We start from the raw sequence: 22,426 nt of genomic DNA, 5'->3' as shown, positions 1-22,426 counted from the left end.
GTAGCAGGAGCGGCGCATGGGTATGCTGGTGGTATCCCGCGCGCTTGCATGCCGCGCAACGTTTAAGGAGTCCCTGTGGAGTTTTTGTCCGAGTACGCCGTTTTCCTGGCCAAGACCGTGACCCTGGTGATCGCCATCCTGGTGGTGCTGGCCAGCTTTGCGGCCTTGCGCAGCAAAGGTCGACGTAAATCCGCCGGCCAGTTGCAGGTCAGCAAACTCAATGATTTCTACAAAGGGTTGCGCGAACGCCTGGAGCAAACCTTGCTCGACAAGGACCAGCTCAAGGCCTTGCGCAAGACCCAGGCCAAGACCGAGAAAAAACAGAAGAAACAACCCGACGCCAAACCGCGGGTTTTCGTGCTGGACTTCAACGGCGATATCAAGGCCTCCGCCACTGAAAGCCTTCGACACGAAATTACCGCGCTGCTGACCCTGGCAACGCCCAAGGACGAAGTGGTGCTGCGCCTGGAAAGCGGTGGCGGCATGGTCCACAGCTACGGCCTGGCCTCCTCGCAACTGGCGCGCATCCGTGATGCTGGCGTGCCGCTGACGGTGTGTATCGACAAGGTCGCGGCCAGCGGCGGCTACATGATGGCCTGCATCGGCGAGAAGATCATCAGTGCGCCATTCGCCATCCTGGGCTCGATTGGCGTGGTGGCGCAGTTGCCCAACGTCAATCGCCTGCTGAAAAAACACGACATCGATTTTGAAGTCCTGACCGCCGGTGAATACAAGCGAACCTTGACCGTGTTTGGCGAAAATACCGAGAAGGGCCGGGAAAAGTTCCAGGAAGACCTGGACATCACTCATCAGTTGTTCAAAAACTTCGTTGCCCGCTATCGCCCGCAACTGGCTATCGACGAAGTGGCTACTGGTGAAATCTGGCTCGGTATTGCCGCGCTGGACAAGCAACTGGTCGATGAACTCAAGACCAGTGATGAATACCTCGCCGAACGGGCGAAAAAATCGGAGCTTTACCACTTGCACTACGCCGAACGCAAAAGCCTGCCGGAACGAATTGGCATCGCGGCCAGCGGTTCGGTTGATCGTGTGTTGTTGAGTTGGTGGAGCCGGTTGACCCAGCAACGCTTCTGGTAACGTTCAACGCTTCAAACCAATGAAACCGTGGTAATCACCACGGTTTCATTTTTTTTGGCCTTCAAAACGCTTTCCGTCCCCAAGCAGCGAAATTTCCTATCGCCACTGTCAATCGCTCCCGCTTTTTTGGGGGAGTGGGTCGAGTAGGGTGGTGGTCCTGAAATGACTGCAACGGAATGCACCATGAATGAACTATCTGAAGATGATGCCGGCCCATCCCCGGTGTCGTCTCTGCAACTGCGCGATGAACTGAAAAACGTCGTGGACCTCGCGCTGCCACAATCCCCCAGCCAGTTTGGCGAGCACTTGATCAAGGAAAAGTGGGGAGCGCACATCGAGCCGCAGACGGCCTTGCTGGTGACCCTCGATTACCGCTACAAGGGTCATCCTGCACAGGATGGCATCGAGCAGGGACAAGTGGCGAGCTCGCAGTCGCTGCTGCAAGCGCTGCTGTCCAACTACCAGACCGTTGGAGACGGGCGTTTTGGTGAAACGGCGTTTGGCCTGTACACGCCGCCTGACATCGGGCCTTCGGTTCGCATCGTAGAGAACGTCGATGAATTCGCCGATCATGGCAGCGGCAATCATGACACGTATGAGGGCATCTATCGCCAAACGTTTCCACAAGCCTACGGACCCCAGACTCAGCTTGGCCTGAGGCCTGCGGACTTCAAGCGATGGGTGTGGGAGCTGGACTTGCATGGGCTTTATCAACGCTATCTTGACCACGCCTGGCCATCGGACGAAGAGCTTGTTGCCGACCGGCCCTACGCATTGCGCACGTCGGTCAAGGCGGCGTTCGTCATGACGGCCTGGTTGCAGCGTCATGAGCAACGCTTGACCCAAAAGGGATTGGAGCTGGCGTTACAGGCGGCAGGCTTGCCCCCTGACCAGTCATGGGAAACGCTGACCATCGAGCAACTGCAAGCACCAACACGCGTGTCTTCGTCCGTCAAGGCCGGTCGCTTGAAACTGTATCGTTATACCGCGACAGATATCTGGGCCTTGCGCGACACCACCAGTGCCAGGCTGTTGTTGTACATACCGGGTAACTCGTCACCCTTGCATGAGTTCGCTGACGCCACGCAAATGCACCAATGGATCGTTGCGCAGGGCAAGGTCGGCGCGACTAAACAGGCATTGGCGGCGCATTTTGCCGAAGACGATCGCGACGACGGAACGTTTCACGCCGGTGTGCGCACGGCGCTCGATGGCATGGCGCAGTATCCGGTGGAGCACCGACTGACCAACAACGCAGGTCTGTTCAACAACGACGGCTACTGGGATCCGGCCGAGTACATCGGCTATGACGATCCGCCATCGGCGAGCGACCCGTTTGCGCAACTGGTGCTGACGATGAAACGGGCGGCCCAGGCCAGCGTCGCCAGCGTCCGCAGCGATGCCCAGGTCAATCGCGACAACCTGAGCGCAGTCGTCGAGCCGCTTGTGCAATGGATCAATCAATTCGGCCCCTTGGCGCTGTTTGTTCCGGGGGGCGAGGGCATCCTGGCGCTGGCCGGGCTGATCGACGCCGGTTACGGTCTGGTTCAGGCGGTAACGGGGCAAACCTCGAGCGAGCGTTCGCAAGGCGTGACACGCACCGTTTTTGGTTTGCTCAACGCCCTGCCGATAGCCGCTGAAGTGGCGCTGAAGGGGGAAACCACGGTCGTCCCTCCGCAAGAAGGCGAGGTGAGGCCCGGCTCGCAAGTAAGCACGTCGCCAATGCCGGGCCCCGCGAAGCCGGCATTGCCGACACGGGTCGAGCTGATCCGCGGCATCGGGCCGACCGTGGCGTCTTTGAGCGATGAAGTCCTGGCACAGATCGGCAAAGTCAGCGCGATCGACGACGATATGTTGCGTTTGATGCAATCGGGTCGCCCACCGACGCCGCTGCTGGCTGACACGATCAGTCGCTTCACGATCGATCAAGACCTTGGTCCTGCCGGTACAGCCGAATTGTTCGACCGTCGTTACGCCGCGCTTCAACGCTCGGAGAATGAATGGGTCCAACTGTTCCAGCGCGAATATCCGAACCTGCCCAAGAACGTCATCGAGCAAATGCTTGACCGTTATGGCGTGGACATCCAGCGTTCGCCCCAATTGTCCGAAGCCAGGCAAGCGTTTGCAGGCCTGGACAGCAAGGCGCGGCAATACCAACAGCATGTGCGGCTAAATCGGGCCTATGAAGGTCTTTTTCTGCGCTCGGTGGCCAGCCCGGACTCGGAAACGCTGGCCCTGCATTCGCTACAGAGCATGCCCGGCTGGCCCGGGAATCTTCGTGTCGATGTTGTTGAACAGACCGCCATCGGACGCGTGCTCGACCGCATTGGTCCACTGGAGGCGACCGACGTTCGACGCCTGATCAAGACTTCCGACCATTACCTGCACCAGGGCATGCAAACGAACTTCCATGAAGCGCTGTTGGGTTTGTTGTCGCAAGACGAGCGTTCGGCGTTGCATTTGCACGCGCCTGATCAGGCCAACCAACTGCGGCAGAAAATCGGCGATCAGGCATTGCCCCGGTCCGAGTTCAGTCTCGGACTACGGAGGAGGGATGCCGGGCTGCCTTTTGAAGCCCGGGGGCTCAGAGGCGGCGGCTTTCCGGGAACGCCCCAGGCCGAGGCCCTGACGCACCAGATGATGCGCCTGCAACTCAAAGAGATCTATCCAGACTTCACCGATGCCCAGGCCGACGGGATTCTCCTGCGGGAGGGCAACAACGCTCAGGCGCACATCGAATGGTTGAAGCAACAGCTACAGCAACTCGACACCGACCTGACCGCCTGGGTGGATATGGTGGCCGATGACGTCCATGAGATGGGTATCGATTTCCTCACCCCGAATGATCCCGAAGCAGCGGGATTGAGCGATGCTCAAATCCAGGCCTATAACGTTGAGCTGCTGCAGACTGAAATGCGCAACGAAGGCGCGGTTCGAAATGAGTTGGCCGAGGAGCTGGTTGCCATCTGGCAGCAACGCAGGACGCCACAGGATCTGTTACTGGCGGCTGATCAGATACGCGGCATCAAGCTGGATCTCGACTTCGAGAATCACCACCGGTTACCCGACTTGAATGTCCGGTTCGATAATGTCATCCACTTGTCGATGCGCGGCTTCCAACTGACCGAAGTGCAAAGCCTGGAGGGGTTTCTCGAGGGCTTTCCCAATCTTGAAGTGTTGAATCTGGAAAGTCTCGACCTGAGTCACTTCAATCCTGGCGGCGTCGCGCCACGTGCCCTGCCTGCTGCAATCAATCAGATGCGGCATTTGACTACGCTCAATCTCAGGTCGACAAACCTGACGTTCAGCGAGGCCGCCGCGTCTCAACTGACGGGTTTGACCCGTCTGCACACCCTGGTTCTGAGCGATAACCCCCTGGGTGTCCCGCCTTTGGTGCTGGGGATGAATGACCTGCGATGGCTTGATTTGAGAAATACGCAAATCAGCTCTTGCCCGGTCGGGATCATGGACCCGCCTTACCTGGAGTGCCTGAACCTGCGTAATAACCAGATAGCCCGGGTGCCACCAGCAGTGCTTAACCAGGCTATCGCGAGGGATCGAGTGCTGTTGCAGGGCAATCCATTGACGGATGAGGACACCTTGTTGCGCATTGTCGATCATCGGCGGCGCACAGGTATCAACCTGTGGTTAAGTGATCCCGGGCCCGATTACGGGGATGTCATCGAATGGCTGCGCGAAAGCGATGGGGAGCTGCAGGCGACGCGACAATTGATCTGGCAGCGGCTGGCAGCCAGGCCCTTCGGCAGCCGGTTCCTGAGGGTCGTGGATGGACTCAGCCTGACGGCGGACTTTCGGGTCGATTATCTGTCGCTTCAGGGAAGGGTGTGGCGGCTGCTCGGTGATGCCGATGCTTCGCAAGCGCTATGGGAGAGATTGGTTCAGGATATTGAATCGGCCCAGGTCGAACCTGAAAACCCGTTTGCGCTGTTCGTGGCACTTGAGGATCGTGCCCGGTTTTATCGGGACTGGGAGGCCATGGGACGTCCGTTTCCGATAAGCGCGCAGTAACGGGTGAACCTTGAACCCCGCCAGGGGTTCAAGGTTTGCCGATCAGCGGCGACGGAACAGCGGCAGCGGTTCGTCGGTGGCAGCCTGATAAGTCACGGAGAAGTCCTTGAGACCTTCCAGTGCTTGGTATGGGTCCTTGTCGGCGCGGATCGCGAACGCATCGAAACCGCAGCGGCGCATATAGAACAACTGGTCGCGCAGCACATCACCAATGGCCCGCAGTTCGCCTTTGAAGCCGTAACGGTCACGCAGCAAACGAGCGTTGGAGTAGTTGCGGCCATCGGTGAAGGCCGGGAAATTCAGGGCGATAACCTGAAAGTTCGCCACGTCTTCACCGATTTCCTCGGCTTCTTCATCGGCATCGAGCCAGATGCCCAAGCCACCGTCGCGGGCCAGGAGCATACGGCTGTGTTCGCGCCACAGCTGCAACGGAACGATGTAGTCGTCGCAGTTAGTGATCTCATCGATGCTGAAATCCTTGGGCAGCAAGTGCCAGGTTTCGTCGACGACTTCGTTGTTCTTAATTATTCGCTGCATAGACGCGCTCCTTGAAGAGGTCGATGCCAATACGCTGGTAGGTGTCAATGAAGCGCTCGTCTTCGGTACGTTGTTCGATGTACACGTCGATCAGCTTCTCGATCACGTCAGGCATGGCTTCCTGGGCAAAGGACGGGCCGAGGATCTTGCCCAGGCTGGCGTCGCGGCTGGCGCTGCCACCGAGGGAAACCTGGTAGAACTCTTCGCCTTTCTTGTCCACCCCGAGGATGCCGATGTGGCCGACGTGGTGGTGACCACAGGCGTTCATGCAACCGGAGATGTTCAGGTCCAGTTCGCCGATGTCGAACAGGTAGTCCAGGTCGTCGAAACGGCGCTGGATCGATTCGGCGATCGGGATCGACTTGGCGTTGGCCAGGGAGCAGAAATCGCCACCCGGGCAGCAGATGATGTCAGTCAGCAGGCCGATGTTCGGCGTGGCGAACCCTTTCTCGCGCAACTCGCCCCACAGGGTGAACAGCTTGTCCTGCTCGACGTCGGCCAGGATGATGTTCTGCTCGTGGGAAGTACGCAATTGACCGAAGCTGTAACGGTCGGCCAGGTCGGCCACGGCGTCGAGCTGCTTGTCGGTGATGTCGCCCGGTGCAACGCCGGTCGGCTTCAGCGAGAGGGTCACGGCCACGTAGCCTGGCTTCTTGTGCGCCAGGGTATTGCGCGCGCGCCAGCGAGCGAAGCCTGGGTGCTGCTGGTCGAGTTCGGCCAGGGCGGCGGACTGGTCGTCCAGCGCCTTGTAGTCCGGGTCGACGAAGTGTTTGGCGACGCGATGCACTTCGGCTTCGGTCAGCGTGGTCTGGCCACCGCGCAGGTGTTCCATTTCCGCATCGACTTTCTGGGCGAAGACCTCAGGGGTCAGCGCTTTCACCAGGATCTTGATCCGCGCCTTGTACTTGTTGTCGCGACGACCATAGCGGTTGTAAACCCGCAGGATGGCGTCGAGGTAGCTCAACAGGTCTTGCCATGGCAAGAATTCATTGATGAACGCGCCCACTACCGGCGTACGGCCCAGGCCACCGCCGACCAGCACGCGGAAACCCAGTTCGCCAGCGGCGTTGTGCACCGGCTCCAGGCCGATGTCGTGGACTTCGATGGCGGCACGGTCGGAGGTAGAACCGTTGACGGCGATCTTGAACTTGCGCGGCAGGTAGGCGAATTCCGGGTGGAAGGTGGTCCACTGGCGGACGATCTCGCACCACGGGCGCGGATCGATCAGTTCGTCGGCAGCGACACCGGCGAACTGGTCGGTGGTGACGTTGCGCAGGCAGTTGCCGCTGGTCTGGATCGCGTGCATCTGCACGGTGGCCAGCTCGGCCAGGATGTCCGGGATGTCTTCCACGGCAGGCCAGTTGAACTGTACGTTCTGCCGGGTACTGATGTGCGCGTAGCCCTTGTCGTAGTCGCGGGCAATCTTGGCCATCATTCGCATCTGGCGCGAAGTCAGTTGGCCATAAGGTACCGCCACCCGCAACATCGGCGCAAAGCGCTGGATATAAAGGCCATTCTGCAGGCGTAGAGGGCGGAATTCTTCTTCGCTCAGCTCGCCTGCCAGATAGCGTCGGGTCTGATCACGGAACTGCTTGACGCGGTCCTCGATGATCCGCTGATCGTATTCGTCGTATACGTACATATAAGTCCTGTTCTCAGGCTTGGGTCGCTCGGATACAGCTGCGTTTTTGTGCTTGCCGCAGTCCAAGAGCCTCGCAATTCTGCGCGCACGGCCGCGCACTCCTTAGGGAGCCGGGGCAAGATACCAGTTTGTAGTTATGCGCAAAAGTGATGTTTGAGTATATGTAAAGAACCAAAAGGACTAATGATATTCGTCGTTGCAATGTCCCTGTTTGTGGTGCGGGCAATCGTCGTCTTTACTGTGATCGAGTCTTTATGCAATCACCGATAAAACCGACAAGAGGCGATGCAATGAGCAACCCAACCAAAGCACGCAAAAGCGACAGTTCGGTCGACGCCTGGGCAATTCTGTTCCTGATCATCCTGGTGGTCGGCACCGCGGTATTCTGGGTCAGTCACCAATAAACCAACCCGTCCGGGTCTCTGCCGACGCTTGTCGGTTCGCGGGCTGTCGTGCGCGCGAATCTTCCGGAGGCCCGGTACGGTCAATAGCGAAGATTTTCTACGCCTTTCGATATCCGTTCAGGCTGTAACGCCGATGCCTCATGCCCCGGCTAATAGCAGTACCAGCTGCACGATGCCGTACAGTGTCAGTGCGAAGACTGCCGTGAACAAGATCCCCAGGATCACAAAATGGCTGGGTTTGCCGTGGGTGAAGTCCCGCGCCCGGTTTTTCCCGCTCTGCACCCCGAACGCCGCCGCCATGACGCTGTGGAGCATCTGCCAAAACGTGGGTGGCTTGTTATCGACTGGATCGTCCATAAATCCCTCTTCAGCAAGGTGTGAGATCTCAGCATAGCCAAACAAACTGCCCGTTTCCCCCTATAAATATGTACCGCCATGCCGCCGGATGGCCGTGGTGTCCTGATGCGCTCTCAATCGAGCATCAGGAGCAACATCATGCCGGACCCTTCCATACCCGCTGAACCGGGATTTCACGTTCCGTTTATCAAGAGCCGTCTTCCCGACTGGACGCGTCACCTGGTCACCCCCCATCTCCAGGCCATGACACAGGCGCGCAATCCAGCCCGGCGATTCATCAAGGCGTACCCTGAACTGTATGCCAAGGCACCGCAGGCATTGCGCCAGGCCTTGCTCGACAGTCAGGCACAGAGCAACGCTTCCAACCAGGCGCTGGCCACGACTCTCAAGGATTTCAAAGGCATCACCGAGTTCGCCAAGCCATTGCTGACGGATGCGTTGCAGAAAAAATTCGGTCAGGCGCCGGATATTGTCAACACGGCGCTGTTTCATATGCGTTCGCCCAATCTGGCAGAAGAGCAGCCATTGTTGCAGGCGGCGCTGCGAAACTTCGAACAGGATGATTCCTTCGACGGCGTTGCCCTGCAGGAAACCAGTGCGCTGGCGCCCGCGGGGGCATTGGAGCGGCACTATTACGACCACAGCAAACATTACCCGTTTGCGAAGGTGCGCTACAGCATACGAGACAAGTTGTCGATCAAGCCCGCTGAGTTCGCCAGCCTGTGCCGGGAACTGGACGTGGGCAAACAGTATCAGGACCATTTGAGTGCTGTATTCGATGCGCCCGACAAGGCTGCGACTGTTCGCCAACAGACGATTACGGCGAACAAGAACCGAATGCGCGTGCAGGCGCACATCGCTCGGATAAGGTCAGACATTGATGCTGCGGACTATGCGACGGTGCTGGCGATACTCGATGGTGATTCGCCAGGGCGACTCGATGCCGAGCCGATCATTTACAGCCGGTTGGAGGTTCTTGGCTCGGCGTTGAACGACGTGCTGATTATCGGGGCGGCGTCGCGAAGACACAGGCATACCCTGCAGAATCCCTGGCTCTCTGCCCTAGCGGGCTCACCCGCGCTGGGCAATCTGATTCCTGATTCGCGGATCATCGTCTACATTCCAGGCGATCCTATCAGCCCGCTCAAGGCGTATGCCTGCGCCCGCGAGTTTGCCCAGGACCTTGCGATCAAGCTGCGTACCGCCGGTTACCAGCGCTTCTTCGCCGGCTTTGTCGCGCAAGATGAGTCGGGCCGTTTTGTCCACCGGCTCAAGCGTCAGCTCAAGGTCCACAAGTGGGACCCGGCTCCGGTCTACCCGGGCCCGCCCTATAACCCGGATGCGTTCCGCAATGGCATGTATGTAGAGGTGTGGAACGAGAATCTCGACCTGGGGATGGATGAAGTCTTCATTGATGAAGAAGTGTTTGGAGCCTGTTATGAATTTCATCTGGCCAGGGTGAAATCCAATGCCAGGTTGCTGGCGGTACCCACCGCCGAAGTCGACCACGCCGCCTGGAATACGCGACTCAAACACTTTGCCGAATGGGGCTTGACCGTTTTGAACGTGGCGGCCTTTTTTGTCCCGGGGCTGGGCGAGGTCATGCTGGCCGTCACCGCCCTGCAATTGAGTTACGAGGTGTACCAGGGGGCGCAGGCGTGGAAAGAGGGAGATGCCGAAGAGGCCTGGGAACATTTCAAATCAGTGGTGCAGAACGTAGCCTTCATGGCCGTGTTGGGCGCGGCAGCGAGCAAGGCGCCACCAATCGTCAACTCGCGGTTTGTCAACGGGATGAGCAGGATCTCCACGCCTTTTGGTGAACCGCGCTTGTGGAGTCCCGATCTGGCACCTTACAAGAGCAGTGTCTCTCTGGAGGGGCTGGAGCCCAATGCCATGGGACAGTACAAGGTCGGGGACAAGACCTATATTCGACATGAGGGAAATGTCTACGAAAAGACCTTCGACCCGGCACTGAAAAAATGGCGGATCCAACACCCCAGCGATCCCCAGGCCTATCAACCGATCTTGCAGCACAATCAGCTCGGCGCCTGGCGCCACACGCTTGAACGGCCGCTGGAATGGGATCGTCCAACATTGTTGCGGCGAATGGGGCCATCCATGGAGGATTTTTCTGATGCGCAGCTGCAGCAAATTGCCGAAGCCAGCGGCGTCAGTGATGATGCGTTGCGCCAAATGCACATCGATCAACAGCCACCGCCACCGCTTTTGGCCGAGACCATCAGGGCGTTCAAGGCTGATCAGCAAGCAAGCCAGTTGATTGATCGGATCCGCACCGGCAATAACCTGGGTAGTGCTTACGAGGCTGTCGTACCGATGGCTGTGGAACTGCCGGACTGGCCCGTCGACGAAGTGGTGGAAGTCTTCGAGGGGCTGGAACCCTGGGGGGCCTCGCAACGCTTCGGTTCAGCGGCGGCACTGAACAGCGTGAAGCCCACGATCAAGATCACCCGAGCGCAAGTGCGGGCCGGAAAATTGCCGGAAACTGTATTGCAGGCGCTCGACGAGCCACAAATCAACCGATTGCTGGGGGCACGCAGCGCACAAAAAGGCGCGGATCGCGTGCAGATGTTCAGGGACAGCCTGGCCGATCACGGGCTGGGTAGGAAAAAGTCGCTGTTCGACCGACTGCTGGCCGGCCAGCAGACGCCTGATGCCGATATTCAACGACTGCAGCGAAGTTTCCCTTCACTGTCGCCGGAGGGCGCGCGGCACGTGCTGAACAACGCCAGCGCTGCCGAGCTGGCCCAATTGCGCAGCGCAAAAATACCTTTGCGCCAGGCTCAGGAAATTCGCGTCCATTTACAGCAGGGCGCCCTGAACCGGGCAATTTGCGGTCTGCATCTGGAGAGCATGGCGTCCGTGGCCAGCGATCGTCTGGCATTGCACAGCCTGGAACAGTTGGCCGGCTGGCCGGCAGATGTCCGCGTGGAACTGCGCTCCGGTACGATCAAGGGCCCATTGCTGGACAGCATTGGTAGCGAAAGTGCGCCGATTCGCAATTACCTGGTCAAGGGCGACGGATATTTTCGCGCCTGCGACGCCCAAGGCAGGCCGGTGAACAACATCCCCGCCCATGGCCAGAATCTGTATGAATCGCTGCTGGAATTTCTGCCCGAAGCGACACGGGCAACCCTGGAAGGCAATCAAGGCCAGGCCTTGCAGAAAAAACTGGCGAACCATGCCAGCACTCATCGCAGCGACATGGCACTGATCTTGAAGCAGCGTCCGTTGAATGGCCCCGGGCCGGCGCTGCGCCTGCCCGATGGCCGCCTGGGTTACCTGGCCAGTGGGCGCGGTGTCGGCTTGCCCGATGGCGCGTTGATCTCAAGGGTGCGGGACCTTTACCCGAACATCTCCGATGTGCAAGCCAGTCAATTCGTCAGAAGCCGCCTGAGCGCGGGAGACACCGATCAGCAAGTGTTCAATCTGTTGAATAATCGTCAACGGGAATTCGACGCATTGGACACTGCATTGAACAACTGGGTCGATGCTGGCGCGCCGGTCGCTGCGGGTGGGCAGTCTCGCCGGGTGATCGCCGATCGATTGATCCATTGCTGGCGTTATGGTCTGTACCGAGAGTTGGAGCCCTCTTTTTCTCTGGATTTACGCGGTACTGACCCCTTGCCCGAGTGGGATGCCGTCTTCAGCCATGTGCGTAGCGTGGAACTGGACAGCGGCCAGCTGATCGGTGATTCGGGCGGTGAGTTGCTCCAGCGCTTTACGAAGATCAAAAAGCTGGGACTCTCGGTGAACGTGCAGGATATGGCGACTCTGGCAGAAAAGCTGCCGGAATTGACCGACATTACCGAGCTTGCCCTTGATTGCGCAGTGGAGGCGTATTCGCCGCAATTGGTGCAAGCGCTCCAGGGCATGACTCAACTGGAGCAGCTGTCCCTCAGGGGCAATCTGGGCGTAATGGACTTCGGCACGCTGACGAATCTGCGGTCCTTGAGGCTGGTGGGCAATCTGGACGAGTGGCCGAGTGGGTTGTCGGGCCTGAACCGGCTTGAAACCGTCGATTTACAGGGTGTGCCAATCAAATCGCTGCCTGACGAGCTGTTCAGCGGGCAGGAGTCGCTATGGCGCAGCTTGCAAGTGGATTGGGCTGCCCTGGAACCGCAAGCCTTCATGAAGGCCTATGATTTTGTGCATGACAACCCGGCGCATCTGGTCGATGAGCCGCAAATGGTTGCTCGGTACTGTAGAGGGCGCTTGTCGAAACTGTTGCCCAATGATTACAGCTTTGCATCAGACGCAATGGCGCAGTTCAGCAAGGACGGGCTATCGGGACGGGCATTACTGGCACAGGTTGATGCACTGCACGAGCAGCAGCAGGCATTGAATCAGTCTTTGGACACCTGGGAGGCCAGGGTTGTGCGGGTCGATGGCAGACAGGTGGAGGTCGAAGAACGTGCGGTGATCGCTGGCAGAATCCGCGAATGCGCTCGCAAGGCGCTGCGTTCCCGCTATTGCCCCCCGGAGCCTGTGGCAGGGCCGTCGTGGCGGCAAACTGATGCAGTGGACGAAGTGTTGGACCTGACGGGGTTTGGGCCGTTGGGTGATTTGCCCGTGCTTGGCGATTCGGTCTTTCCTCATGTGCGCAGCCTGATCCTCAGGGACAGCGGGCTTTCGACCGCGCAGGTCAATGACTTCCTCAGTGGATTTCCCCAACTGCGTACCCTCAATCTGAGCGCCAACCAACTGACCGCGCTGCCGCAGGCAATTGATACGCTCGCAGAACTCAGCGAGTTGAACCTCTCGTTCAATCGGATCAGTATCACGGCGTCAGGGCAAGCGCGGTTGAACCGTTTGAGCCAGTTGAAAACGCTGAACCTGGCGTACAACCGGGTCGGCGCTCTCGAGGTCGGTTCGATGACGAGCCTGCAGAGCCTGGACCTGAGCCACACCAATATCCGCCAATGGCCCGAGGGCGTGTTGTCATTGCCCAACCTGCACCGCCTGGCCCTGAATCACAGCGGTATTACCGACATCCCGGCAGCGGCCCTGACCGGGCATGATCAGCTGTTGGCGGGGACCTCGCTGCAAGGTTGTCGGCTGAGCCCGCCAGCATTGACGGCGGTACGGACATACGCGCAACGCACCGTATCCGGGAACCCGATGGGTATTGCGCAAGCGCACCTCTCGGCCGGACGCACCGGAGGCGATCCGGAGTTCTTTCCGGATGAAGTAGCGGAGCGCCCGGACCTGCTATTGCCGTTGCACCTGGAGCCTGGCGCAGGTGATTTGCCCCGGACCTCGGCTGCCAGGCTGCAGCGCCTTGATCCTCAGCTTGGGGATGCGCAAGCCGTTGGACGGATCGACGCATGGCTTGCCCAGGGTATGACGGCTCTCGAAATTGAAGCCCGGCTGATCCAGTGGCAGCAACAGCAGGCACAGTTGATCAAGGACTTGAATGACTGGATCGATGTCCCGGCCGTTCGCGCTCGCCAGGGTTGGGTGGGCGCGGTAGACCGCCGCCGGGCGGCAGACCAGCTTCTGGAGTGCTGGCGAGCCACCTTGCGAGATGTTCCTGCGGCCGAGGGGGCGCCGACTGACGCTGCACTTGTTTTTACCGGCCTGATCGGCGATTTGCCTGCCTTGTCGGTCACGTTCGAACATGTCGGCGCGTTGGACCTGAACGGTGTCGGGCTCACGGACAGTACGAATACGTTCCTGCGTTCGTTTCCCCGCTTGCGTAGCCTGACGCTCGATAACAACCGCCTGGGAGCGTTGCCCGAGGCAGTGGGGCAATGTGAATACCTCGTCCGGTTGAGCGCCAGTTCTAACGATTTGCGCACCAGTGATGTGTTGATGCGCCAGCTGCGCTCCTTGAGGCATTTGCAGTGGCTGGACTTGAGCTGGAACAGGCTTGGCAGTTTTGATGTCGCCGACCTTGAGCAGTTGCAAGGGCTGGACCTGCGCAGCAACAATCTTCGGGAATGGCCCCAGGGCGTGTTGCAAGCGCCAGCGCTGACAACCCTTAACCTGAGTCGCAACCAGATAGCGATAATTCCTCCCGATGCCTTCTTGCCTGAACACGCAACCTTGATGGCCGGCACCGACTTGTCTGACAACGTCAATCTGGAAATGGAAGAAGTCTTACGGTTGCAGGAGTACCAGCGGGAAACTGGCCGTGGCTTGGGTTACACCGCGCAAGAGATCGAACAATTTCTGGAGGGTTTCGGACCTGAGGCGTCCGAGGGGGGCGAGACTACTGATGAGGAAGTTCACCCCGACAATGAGACACCGCAGGTACAAAAAGCGCGATGGTTTGCCAACGTGGCGGCAGACTCGGAAAAGCACCAGATGTGGGACGCCGTGATGGAGCGGGACACCACCCATGACTTTTCATACATCCTCTCGCAACTGGAGTACACCCGGGACTTTGCCGCCGACCGCCTGGATCTCACGCAGCGCGTCTGGCGTGTCCTTGAAGCCGCGTATGGCGATGAGGCGCTGAGCGAGCGGTTGATGGGCACCTCGAGGGCATTGAGGAATCGCGCGACCTGTGGTGATGGCCGGATACTGTTGTTCAACGAACTGGAAATCGAGGTCTATGAGTTCAATGCCTTGAAGGACATCGCCCCTGAACACAAAGGTCGCGAGCTGCTGAAATTGTCCAGAAGCCTGTTCCGCCTGGCGCAAGTCGAGGAGATAGCCGCCACGCGTATCCGGCTCATGCCGTCACTCGATCCTGCCGAGGTACGCCTGGCCTATCGAATCGGTCTGGCCCGGCGTCTTGAATTGCCCAACCAGCCCAAAGGCATGCTCTATGAGGGTTTGGCGAAAGTGACCGCAGCGGATCTGGACGAAGCCTACACAAGGATCATTGCCGGGGAAAGGACCCCCGAGTTCATCGAGCAACTGACCGCGCGTAAATACTGGAGAGATTACCTGGAGGAGAAATACCCCGCAGAATTTACCAGGGTGCAGCAGGGTTTCCAGGACAAGGTCAGTGAGCTTGAGGATAAATACCCGGAGCTCAATTCGGCCTACCTGCAGGAGATGGACGCCCTGGATAGCGTCAACAAAGCCAACCGCCTGCAACTGCTGACCACACTCAGCGAACGTGAGATAGCCGAGTTGGGCGCACAGGCCTGATCGTCAGCCGGCAAAGCTCTGGAGTCAGCACAGGTCTGCCTCCAGAGCCCCAGGCTCGGATCAATCAGTTGTCATACCCAAGGTTGGGCGCCAGCCAGCGCTCGGTGACGCTCAACTCCTGACCTTTGCGCGACGTGTAGCTCTGCACCTGGTCCTTGTCGATCTTGCCCACGGCAAAATACTGCGCCTGCGGATGGGCGAAGTACCAACCGCTGACCGCTGCCGCCGGGAACATCGCATAGTGCTCGGTGAGGAACACGCCGCTGCGGCCGGCGCGCATTTCACTGGCCTCAGGGTCGAGCAGGGCGAACAGGGTGCTTTTCTCGGTGTGATCCGGGCACGCCGGGTAGCCCGGGGCAGGGCGGATGCCGCTGTATTGCTCCCTGATCAGTGCCTCGTTGTCGAGCGTCTCGTCCTTGGCATACCCCCAGTAGTCTTTGCGCACTTGTTGGTGCAACCACTCGGCGCAAGCCTCGGCCAGGCGGTCGGCGAGGGCCTTGACCATGATCGAGTTGTAATCGTCGCCAGCGTCCTGGTAAGCCTTGGCCACCTCTTCGGCACCGATGCCGGCGGTGGTGATGAAACCGCCCACGTAGTCGGTGACTTCGCTGTCCTTGGGTGCGACAAAATCGGCTAACGAGAAATTCGGCTTGCCGTCGGTCTTGATGATCTGTTGGCGCAAGTGATGCAGCTTGGCCAGGGGCTTGCCGTCATCGCCGTAGAGTTCGATGTCGTCGTCGCGAACCTGGTTGGCGGGCCAGAAGCCGAACACCGCACGGGCGCTGATCAGCTTCTCGTCGATCAGTTTGGCGAGCATTTCCTGGGCATCGGCATACAACGCCGTAGCGGCTTCACCGACCACTTCATCCTGAAGGATGCGCGGGAACTTGCCGGCCAGGTCCCAGGAAATGAAGAACGGCGTCCAGTCGATGTATTCGGCCAGGACTTTCAGGTCGATGTTGTCCAACACCTTGGCGCCGGTAAAGGTCGGCTTGACCGGCGTGTAGGTGCTCCAGTCGAACTGAGGTTTCTTGGCGATCGCAGCCGCGTAGCTCAGGCGTTCGGTACGGGCGCTGCGGTTGGCGGTGCGCTCGCGCACTTCGATGTATTCCTCGCGGGTTCTCTCGACGAAGCCGGCTTTCAGTTCCTTGGACAGCAACTGGGTCGCCACGCCGACAGCGCGAGAAGCGTCGGTGACATACACCACCGCATCGTTGCTATACTTGGGTTCGATTTTCACCGCCGTGTGCGCCTTGGAGGTCGTGGCGCCACCGATCATCAGCGGCAGGTGGAAATCCTGGCGCTGCATCTCGCGGGCCACATGGACCATTTCATCCAGCGACGGCGTGATCAGGCCGGACAGGCCGATGATGTCGCACTTCTGCTCCTTGGCCACCTGCAGGATCTTCTCCGCCGGCACCATGACACCAAGGTCGACGATGTCGTAGCCATTACAGCCCAGCACCACGCCGACGATGTTCTTGCCGATGTCGTGCACGTCGCCTTTCACGGTGGCCATGAGGATCTTGCCCTTGGCTTCCGGCTTGTCGCCTTTCTCCAGTTCGATGAACGGGATCAGGTGCGCCACGGCTTGTTTCATCACCCGGGCGGATTTCACCACTTGCGGCAGGAACATCTTGCCGGCACCGAACAGGTCGCCGACGATGTTCATGCCGGCCATCAGCGGCCCTTCGATCACCTCGATCGGGCGGGCGAAGGACTGGCGCGACTCTTCGGTGTCTTCAACGATGTGCGTGGTGATGCCCTTGACCAGCGCATGCTCCAGGCGCTTGTTGACGTCCCAGTTGCGCCACTCTTCGGTCTCGGCTTCCTTGACGCTGCCATCGCCCTTGTACTTGTCGGCGATGGCGAGCAGGGCGTCGGTGCCTTCAGGGGTGCGGTTGAGGATCACGTCTTCAACGGCGTCGCGCAGCTCGACAGGGATCTGGTCGTAGATTTCCAGCTGGCCGGCGTTGACGATGCCCATGGTCAGGCCCGCGCGGATCGCGTACAGCAGGAACACCGAGTGGATCGCCTCGCGCACCGGGTTGTTGCCGCGGAACGAGAACGACACGTTGGACACGCCACCCGAGGTCAACGCATAGGGCAGTTCGTCGCGGATGTAGGCACAGGCGTTGATGAAGTCCACGGCATAGTTGTTGTGTTCTTCGATGCCGGTGGCCACGGCAAAGATGTTCGGGTCAAAGATGATGTCTTCCGGCGGGAAGCCGACTTCATTGACCAGAATGTCGTAGGAGCGCTTGCAGATCTCTTTCTTGCGCGCTTCGGTGTCGGCCTGGCCGGCTTCGTCGAAGGCCATCACCACCACGGCGGCGCCATAGCGCTTGCACAGTTTGGCGTGGTGGATGAACTGCTCGACGCCTTCTTTCATGCTGATCGAGTTGACGATGCCCTTGCCCTGGATGCACTTGAGCCCGGCTTCGATCACTTCCCACTTGGAGGAGTCGATCATGATCGGTACGCGGGAGATGTCCGGTTCCCCGGCAATCAGATTGAGGAAGGTCACCATGGCCTTCTTCGAATCGAGCATCCCTTCGTCCATGTTGATATCGATCACCTGGGCGCCAGCCTCAACCTGCTGCAGGGCGACTTCCAGGGCTTCGGTGTAGTTGTCTTCGCGGATCAGGCGGGCAAACTTGGCCGAGCCGGTAATGTTGGTGCGCTCGCCGACGTTGACGAACAGCGAGTTGCGATCGATGGTGAACGGCTCCAGGCCCGAGAGACGGCATGCCCTGGGGATTTCCGGAATCTGGCGTGGCGCATAGCCGGCCACGGCCTTGGCGATGGCTTCGATGTGGCCCGGGGTGGTGCCGCAGCAGCCGCCGACGATGTTGAGGAAGCCGCTTTGGGCGAATTCCTCGATGACCTTGGCGGTTTGCGCCGGCAGTTCGTCGTACTCGCCGAACTCATTGGGCAGGCCGGCGTTCGGGTGCGCGGAAACGTGGGTGCCGGCCTTGTTCGACAGCTCTTCGAGGTACGGGCGCAGTTCGCTGGCGCCCAGGGCGCAGTTCAGGCCGACCGAAATCGGCTTGGCGTGGGCCACGGAGTTCCAGAACGCTTCGGTGGTCTGCCCGGACAGGGTGCGGCCGGAGGCGTCGGTGATGGTGCCGGAAATCATGATCGGCAATTCGATGCCCAGTTCTTCGAACACGCCCTGTACGGCAAAGATCGCGGCCTTGGCGTTGAGGGTGTCGAAGATGGTTTCGATCAGGATCAGGTCGACGCCGCCCTCGATCAGGCCTTTGGTGGCCTCGGTGTAGTTTTCCACCAGTTCATCGAATGTCACGTTGCGGTAGCCGGGGTTGTTCACATCCGGCGACAAGGAGCAGGTGCGGCTGGTCGGGCCGAGTACGCCAGCAACGAAACGCGGCTTGTCCGGGTTCTCGGCGGTTTTGGCATCGGCGATCTTGCGCGCCAGGCGAGCGCCTTCTACGTTCAATTCGTAGGCCAGTTCCTCCATGCCGTAGTCGGCCATGGAGATCCGGGTGGCGTTGAAGGTGTTGGTTTCCAGGATGTCGGCACCGGCATCCAGGTAGGCTTTCTCGATGCCACCAATCACGTCCGGACGCGTCAGCACCAACAGGTCGTTGTTGCCTTTGACATCGCTCGGCCAGTCGGCGAAACGTTTGCCACGGTAATCCTGCTCTTCGAGCTTGTAGCTCTGGATCATCGTACCCATGCCGCCATCGAGAATCAGGATGCGCTCTTTGAGGGCGTGCTTGAGGGCTTGGAGGCGAACGCTGCGATCGGACATTGGGACTACTCGGAAAGACCATGACGAAGGGCCGGGATGATAGCAAACCTGTACGCTTTTAGAGCATGTTCGGGTTTTGCATGAATATCGCTCATGTTGGTGTGCCAGCCAGCCCGGTAGAATCGCGGCGTTTTCTAAAGGATCGGGACCAGGGACATGCCGTATCGCGTCATCATCGCCAGTGTGTTGATGTTTTTGAGCTGGGGCGCGGTCGCGCAAAGTCCGGCGAGTTCCGCTGCAATCTCCTATAGCCGGGATATACAGCCAATCTTCACCGAAAAGTGCGTGGCCTGCCATGCCTGCAACGACGCCCCCTGTCAGCTCAATCTGGGCAGCGGCGAAGGTGCGGCACGTGGCGCGACGAAAGTCCCGGTGTACGACGGTGAACGAAGCCAGGCTGCTGCGCCGAGCCGACTGTTCTATGACGCGTTCGGCAAGCGGGCCTGGCAACAAAAAGGCTTCTATTCAGTGCTCGACGCCCAGGGCAATCAGGCGGCATTGATGACGCGCATGCTTGAGCTGGGTCATACCAATCGCGTGCAACCCAATGCCAAATTGCCCGAGGACATCGTCCTGGGCCTCAATCGCAACAATATGTGCGCCTTGCCTGCCGAGTTCGACGGTTATGCCAGCGCGCATCCCAAGGAGGGCATGCCCTTGGCGGTCACCGGCCTGACCGACCAGCAATACCAGACGCTGCAACGCTGGCTGGCCTCGGGTGCGCCGATCGATGAACAGGCCCTGGTGCCCAGCGCGAAGGAAGCGTTGCAAGTGGTGCAGTGGGAGAACCTGCTCAACGCACCGGGCGCCCGGCAGAGTCTGGTGGGGCGCTGGTTGTTCGAGCACTGGTTTCTCGCGCACCTCTATTTCAAGGACGGCGAGCCGGGGCATTTCTTCCAATGGGTGCGATCTCGCACGCCGACCGGCCAGCCCATCGACCTGATCAACACCCGTCGGCCGAACGACGACCCCGGCACTCAGGTGTATTACCGCTTGCGGCCGGTGCAGGGCGTGATCGTGCACAAAACGCACATCACTTATCCGTTGAGCGCGGCGAAGCTGGCCCGGGTCAAAAGCCTGTTTTACAACGGCAATTGGCAGGTCAACGCCTTGCCGGGCTACGGCCCGGAACGCCGGGCCAATCCGTTTGCCACCTTCGAAGCGATCCCGGCCCAGGCGCGTTATCAATTCATGCTCGATAACGCCGAGTATTTTGTGCGCACCTTTATTCGCGGCCCGGTCTGCCGTGGGCAAATCGCGACCGATGTGATCCGCGACAACTTCTGGGCGCTGTTCCAGGCACCGGAGCACGACCTCTACATCACCGACCCGAACTACCGCGGCCAGGCGACGCCGTTGCTGGCGATGCCGGGGCAGAACGACGACGTTGGCAGTGTCCTGAGCCTGTGGCACGACTACCGCGACAAGCGTAACGAATACGAAGCCCTGCGCCGGGACAGCTATGCCGATCTGCCGGCACCGAGCTGGTCGAGCCTGTGGGCTGGCAACGACAACTCACTATTGAGCATTTTCCGCCATTTCGACAGCGCCGTGGTGACCAAGGGCCTGATCGGCGACGTACCACAGACGATGTGGTTGTTCGACTTCCCGCTGCTGGAGCGTACCTACTACCAGTTGGCGGTGAATTTCGACGTGTTCGGCAATGTTTCCCACCAGGCCCAGACGCGCTTGTATTTCGACCTGATCCGCAATGGCGCCGAGCAGAATTTCCTGCGCCTGATGCCGGCCGACTCCCGAGAGGGCTACCTCGACGATTGGTACCAGAACAGCGGGAAATTCAAGATGTGGCTGGACTATGAGGCCATCGACGACGACACGCCGAGCGCACTGAAACTCGATGAAAAGGACCCCAAGCGCGACTTCGCCATGCAGCTGCTGGCGCGCTACGGCGAGCTGAACGCCACCCCTGATCCGATCAACCGCTGCGACGGCGCGTATTGCTCGCGGCCGAACATCGATCCGGCCCTGCAGGCCGCGGAGCAGGCCCTGAGCCGCCTGGCCTCACGTCCGGCGGCAGGCCTGCGGGTCATCGATCAACTGCCGGAAGCGACCATGCTGCGCGTCGAAACGGCGAGTGGGCAGCGAGTGGTCTATAGCCTGCTGCGCAACCGGGCGCACAGCAACGTGGCGTTCCTGCTTGGTGAGTCGCTGCGTTATCAGCCGGGACTCGATACGCTCACCGTCTTCCCTGGGGTTCTGAGCAGTTACCCGAACTTCATGTTCAATATTGCCGCCGATCAAGTGCCTGAGTTCGTCGATGCGATGGAAAACGCCAAGGATGCCGAGCGCTTCGAGAAAATCGTCGAGCGCTGGGGAGTCCGCCGCAGTCATCCGCAGTTCTGGCAGTACTTCCATGACCTGAGCCGCTATATCCACGAAACCGAGCCGGTGGAAGAGGGCGTGCTGGACATGAATCGCTACGAGAACCTGTAATCACGCTTAACACCCGTAGGAGCTGCCGCAGGCTGCGATCTTTTGATCTTGAAAACCAGAATCAAAAGATCGCAGCCTGCGGCAGCTCCTACAGGGGGATTGTCGGAATCTTTCCCGACAAAAATACTAGGACTTTGTCCGGCGCGATGATTGGCGTAAACTGCGCCCAAGCCTGCGAGGAGTTTCCATGACCGCTATTACCATCACCGACGCCGCCCACGATTACCTGGCTGATCTGCTTTCCAAGCAGAACACCCCGGGTATCGGCATCCGCGTCTTTATCACCCAGCCTGGCACCCAGTACGCCGAAACCTGCATTGCCTACTGCAAGCCGGGCGAAGAAAAACCCGAAGACACTGCGCTGGGGCTCAAAAGCTTCACCGCGTACATCGACCATTTCAGCGAAGCGTTCCTGGACGATGCCGTTGTCGACTATGCCACCGACCGCATGGGCGGCCAGCTGACCATCAAGGCGCCAAACGCCAAAGTGCCGATGGTCAACGCCGACAGCCCGGTCAACGAGCGTATCAACTACTACCTGCAAACCGAGATCAACCCTGGGTTGGCCAGCCACGGCGGCCAGGTCAGCCTGATCGACGTGGTCGAAGACGGCATTGCCGTCCTGCAGTTCGGCGGCGGTTGCCAGGGCTGCGGCCAGGCCGACGTGACCTTGAAGGAAGGCATCGAGCGCACTTTGCTCGAGCGTATTCCCGAGCTCAAGGGCGTGCGCGACGTGACCGACCACACGCAGAAAGAAAACGCCTACTACTAAGGTGTTCGCTGCGAAATGAAAAAACGGCGTCCATCGTGAGCGCCGATCGTTCCCACGCACCGTGGACTGCACCCCAAAGGTTGGACACAACCGATGGGGTGTTTCATGGGGAAGTACACAGTTCAAGTGAAGCTGTTGGCGGTGCAGGATTACTGTTCCGGTAATGCGGGTCTTAGAGATGTTGCGGATCGGCACGATGTTGATTTTTCTTCGTTGCGCCAGTGGATCGCGGCCTA

Annotated in this window: 10 protein-coding genes; 6 read left to right on the top strand and 4 right to left on the bottom strand. The window is 59.6% G+C overall.

Translation table 11 applies throughout. The features are described from left to right. The first annotated feature begins 75 nt into the window (after positions 1-75). The gene (gene sohB, locus CGA21_RS20380) at positions 76-1,098 is read left to right on the top strand and encodes a protease SohB (protein ID WP_020799152.1); all 1,023 of its coding nucleotides are present in this window, start codon (positions 76-78) and stop codon (positions 1,096-1,098) included. Between the two features lie 183 nt (positions 1,099-1,281). Further along, positions 1,282-5,127 carry a dermonecrotic toxin domain-containing protein gene (locus tag CGA21_RS20375; protein WP_188264905.1) on the top strand — a complete coding sequence of 1,282 codons (3,846 nt, stop codon included), beginning with the start codon at positions 1,282-1,284 and terminating at the stop codon, positions 5,125-5,127. Between the two features lie 42 nt (positions 5,128-5,169). Here the strand turns inward: CGA21_RS20375 and CGA21_RS20370 are convergent, their stop codons facing one another. The 3 genes from CGA21_RS20370 to CGA21_RS20360 form a co-directional block, all read right to left on the bottom strand. Then, positions 5,170-5,664: a DUF934 domain-containing protein gene (locus tag CGA21_RS20370; protein WP_110754483.1), complete on the bottom strand. Its 495-nt coding sequence runs from the start codon at positions 5,662-5,664 to the stop codon at positions 5,170-5,172. Further along, positions 5,648-7,306 carry a nitrite/sulfite reductase gene (locus CGA21_RS20365; RefSeq protein ID WP_110754481.1) on the bottom strand — a complete coding sequence of 553 codons (1,659 nt, stop codon included), beginning with the start codon at positions 7,304-7,306 and terminating at the stop codon, positions 5,648-5,650. The genes CGA21_RS20370 and CGA21_RS20365 overlap by 17 nt, the downstream gene beginning before the upstream one ends. Positions 7,307-7,848: 542 nt before the next feature. Continuing rightward, entirely contained in the window at positions 7,849-8,067 is a 219-nt protein-coding gene (locus CGA21_RS20360) for a DUF2970 domain-containing protein (protein ID WP_110754479.1), read from the bottom strand. Positions 8,068-8,205: 138 nt separating this feature from the next. Between CGA21_RS20360 and CGA21_RS20355 the strand changes: the two genes are divergently transcribed. Next, positions 8,206-15,189 (top strand): NEL-type E3 ubiquitin ligase domain-containing protein, encoded by a 6,984-nt coding sequence (locus CGA21_RS20355; protein ID WP_188264904.1) that lies wholly within the window; start codon positions 8,206-8,208, stop codon positions 15,187-15,189. 64 nt (positions 15,190-15,253) lie between these two features. On the opposite strand, the gene metH is transcribed toward CGA21_RS20355, so the two are convergent. Next, positions 15,254-18,964, bottom strand: a complete 3,711-nt coding sequence (metH, locus tag CGA21_RS20350; protein WP_188264903.1) for a methionine synthase — start codon at positions 18,962-18,964, stop codon at positions 15,254-15,256. Positions 18,965-19,120: 156 nt separating this feature from the next. Between metH and CGA21_RS20345 the strand changes: the two genes are divergently transcribed. From CGA21_RS20345 to CGA21_RS20335, 3 genes are all read left to right on the top strand, one after another. Further along, positions 19,121-21,418: a fatty acid cis/trans isomerase gene (locus tag CGA21_RS20345; RefSeq protein WP_188264902.1), complete on the top strand. Its 2,298-nt coding sequence runs from the start codon at positions 19,121-19,123 to the stop codon at positions 21,416-21,418. 187 nt (positions 21,419-21,605) lie between these two features. Beyond that, positions 21,606-22,190 (top strand): Fe-S biogenesis protein NfuA, encoded by a 585-nt coding sequence (gene nfuA / locus CGA21_RS20340; protein ID WP_007912592.1) that lies wholly within the window; start codon positions 21,606-21,608, stop codon positions 22,188-22,190. Positions 22,191-22,295: 105 nt separating this feature from the next. After that, on the top strand, positions 22,296-22,426 hold a 131-nt coding region (locus tag CGA21_RS20335; protein WP_188264089.1), incomplete at its 3' end, for a transposase.

The organism is Pseudomonas sp. PSB11 (assembly GCF_014596605.1).
GTDB lineage: Bacteria > Pseudomonadota > Gammaproteobacteria > Pseudomonadales > Pseudomonadaceae > Aquipseudomonas > Aquipseudomonas umsongensis.
The sequence above is the reverse complement of the archived record's forward strand: the minus strand, read 5'-3'. Positions and strand labels throughout refer to the sequence as shown.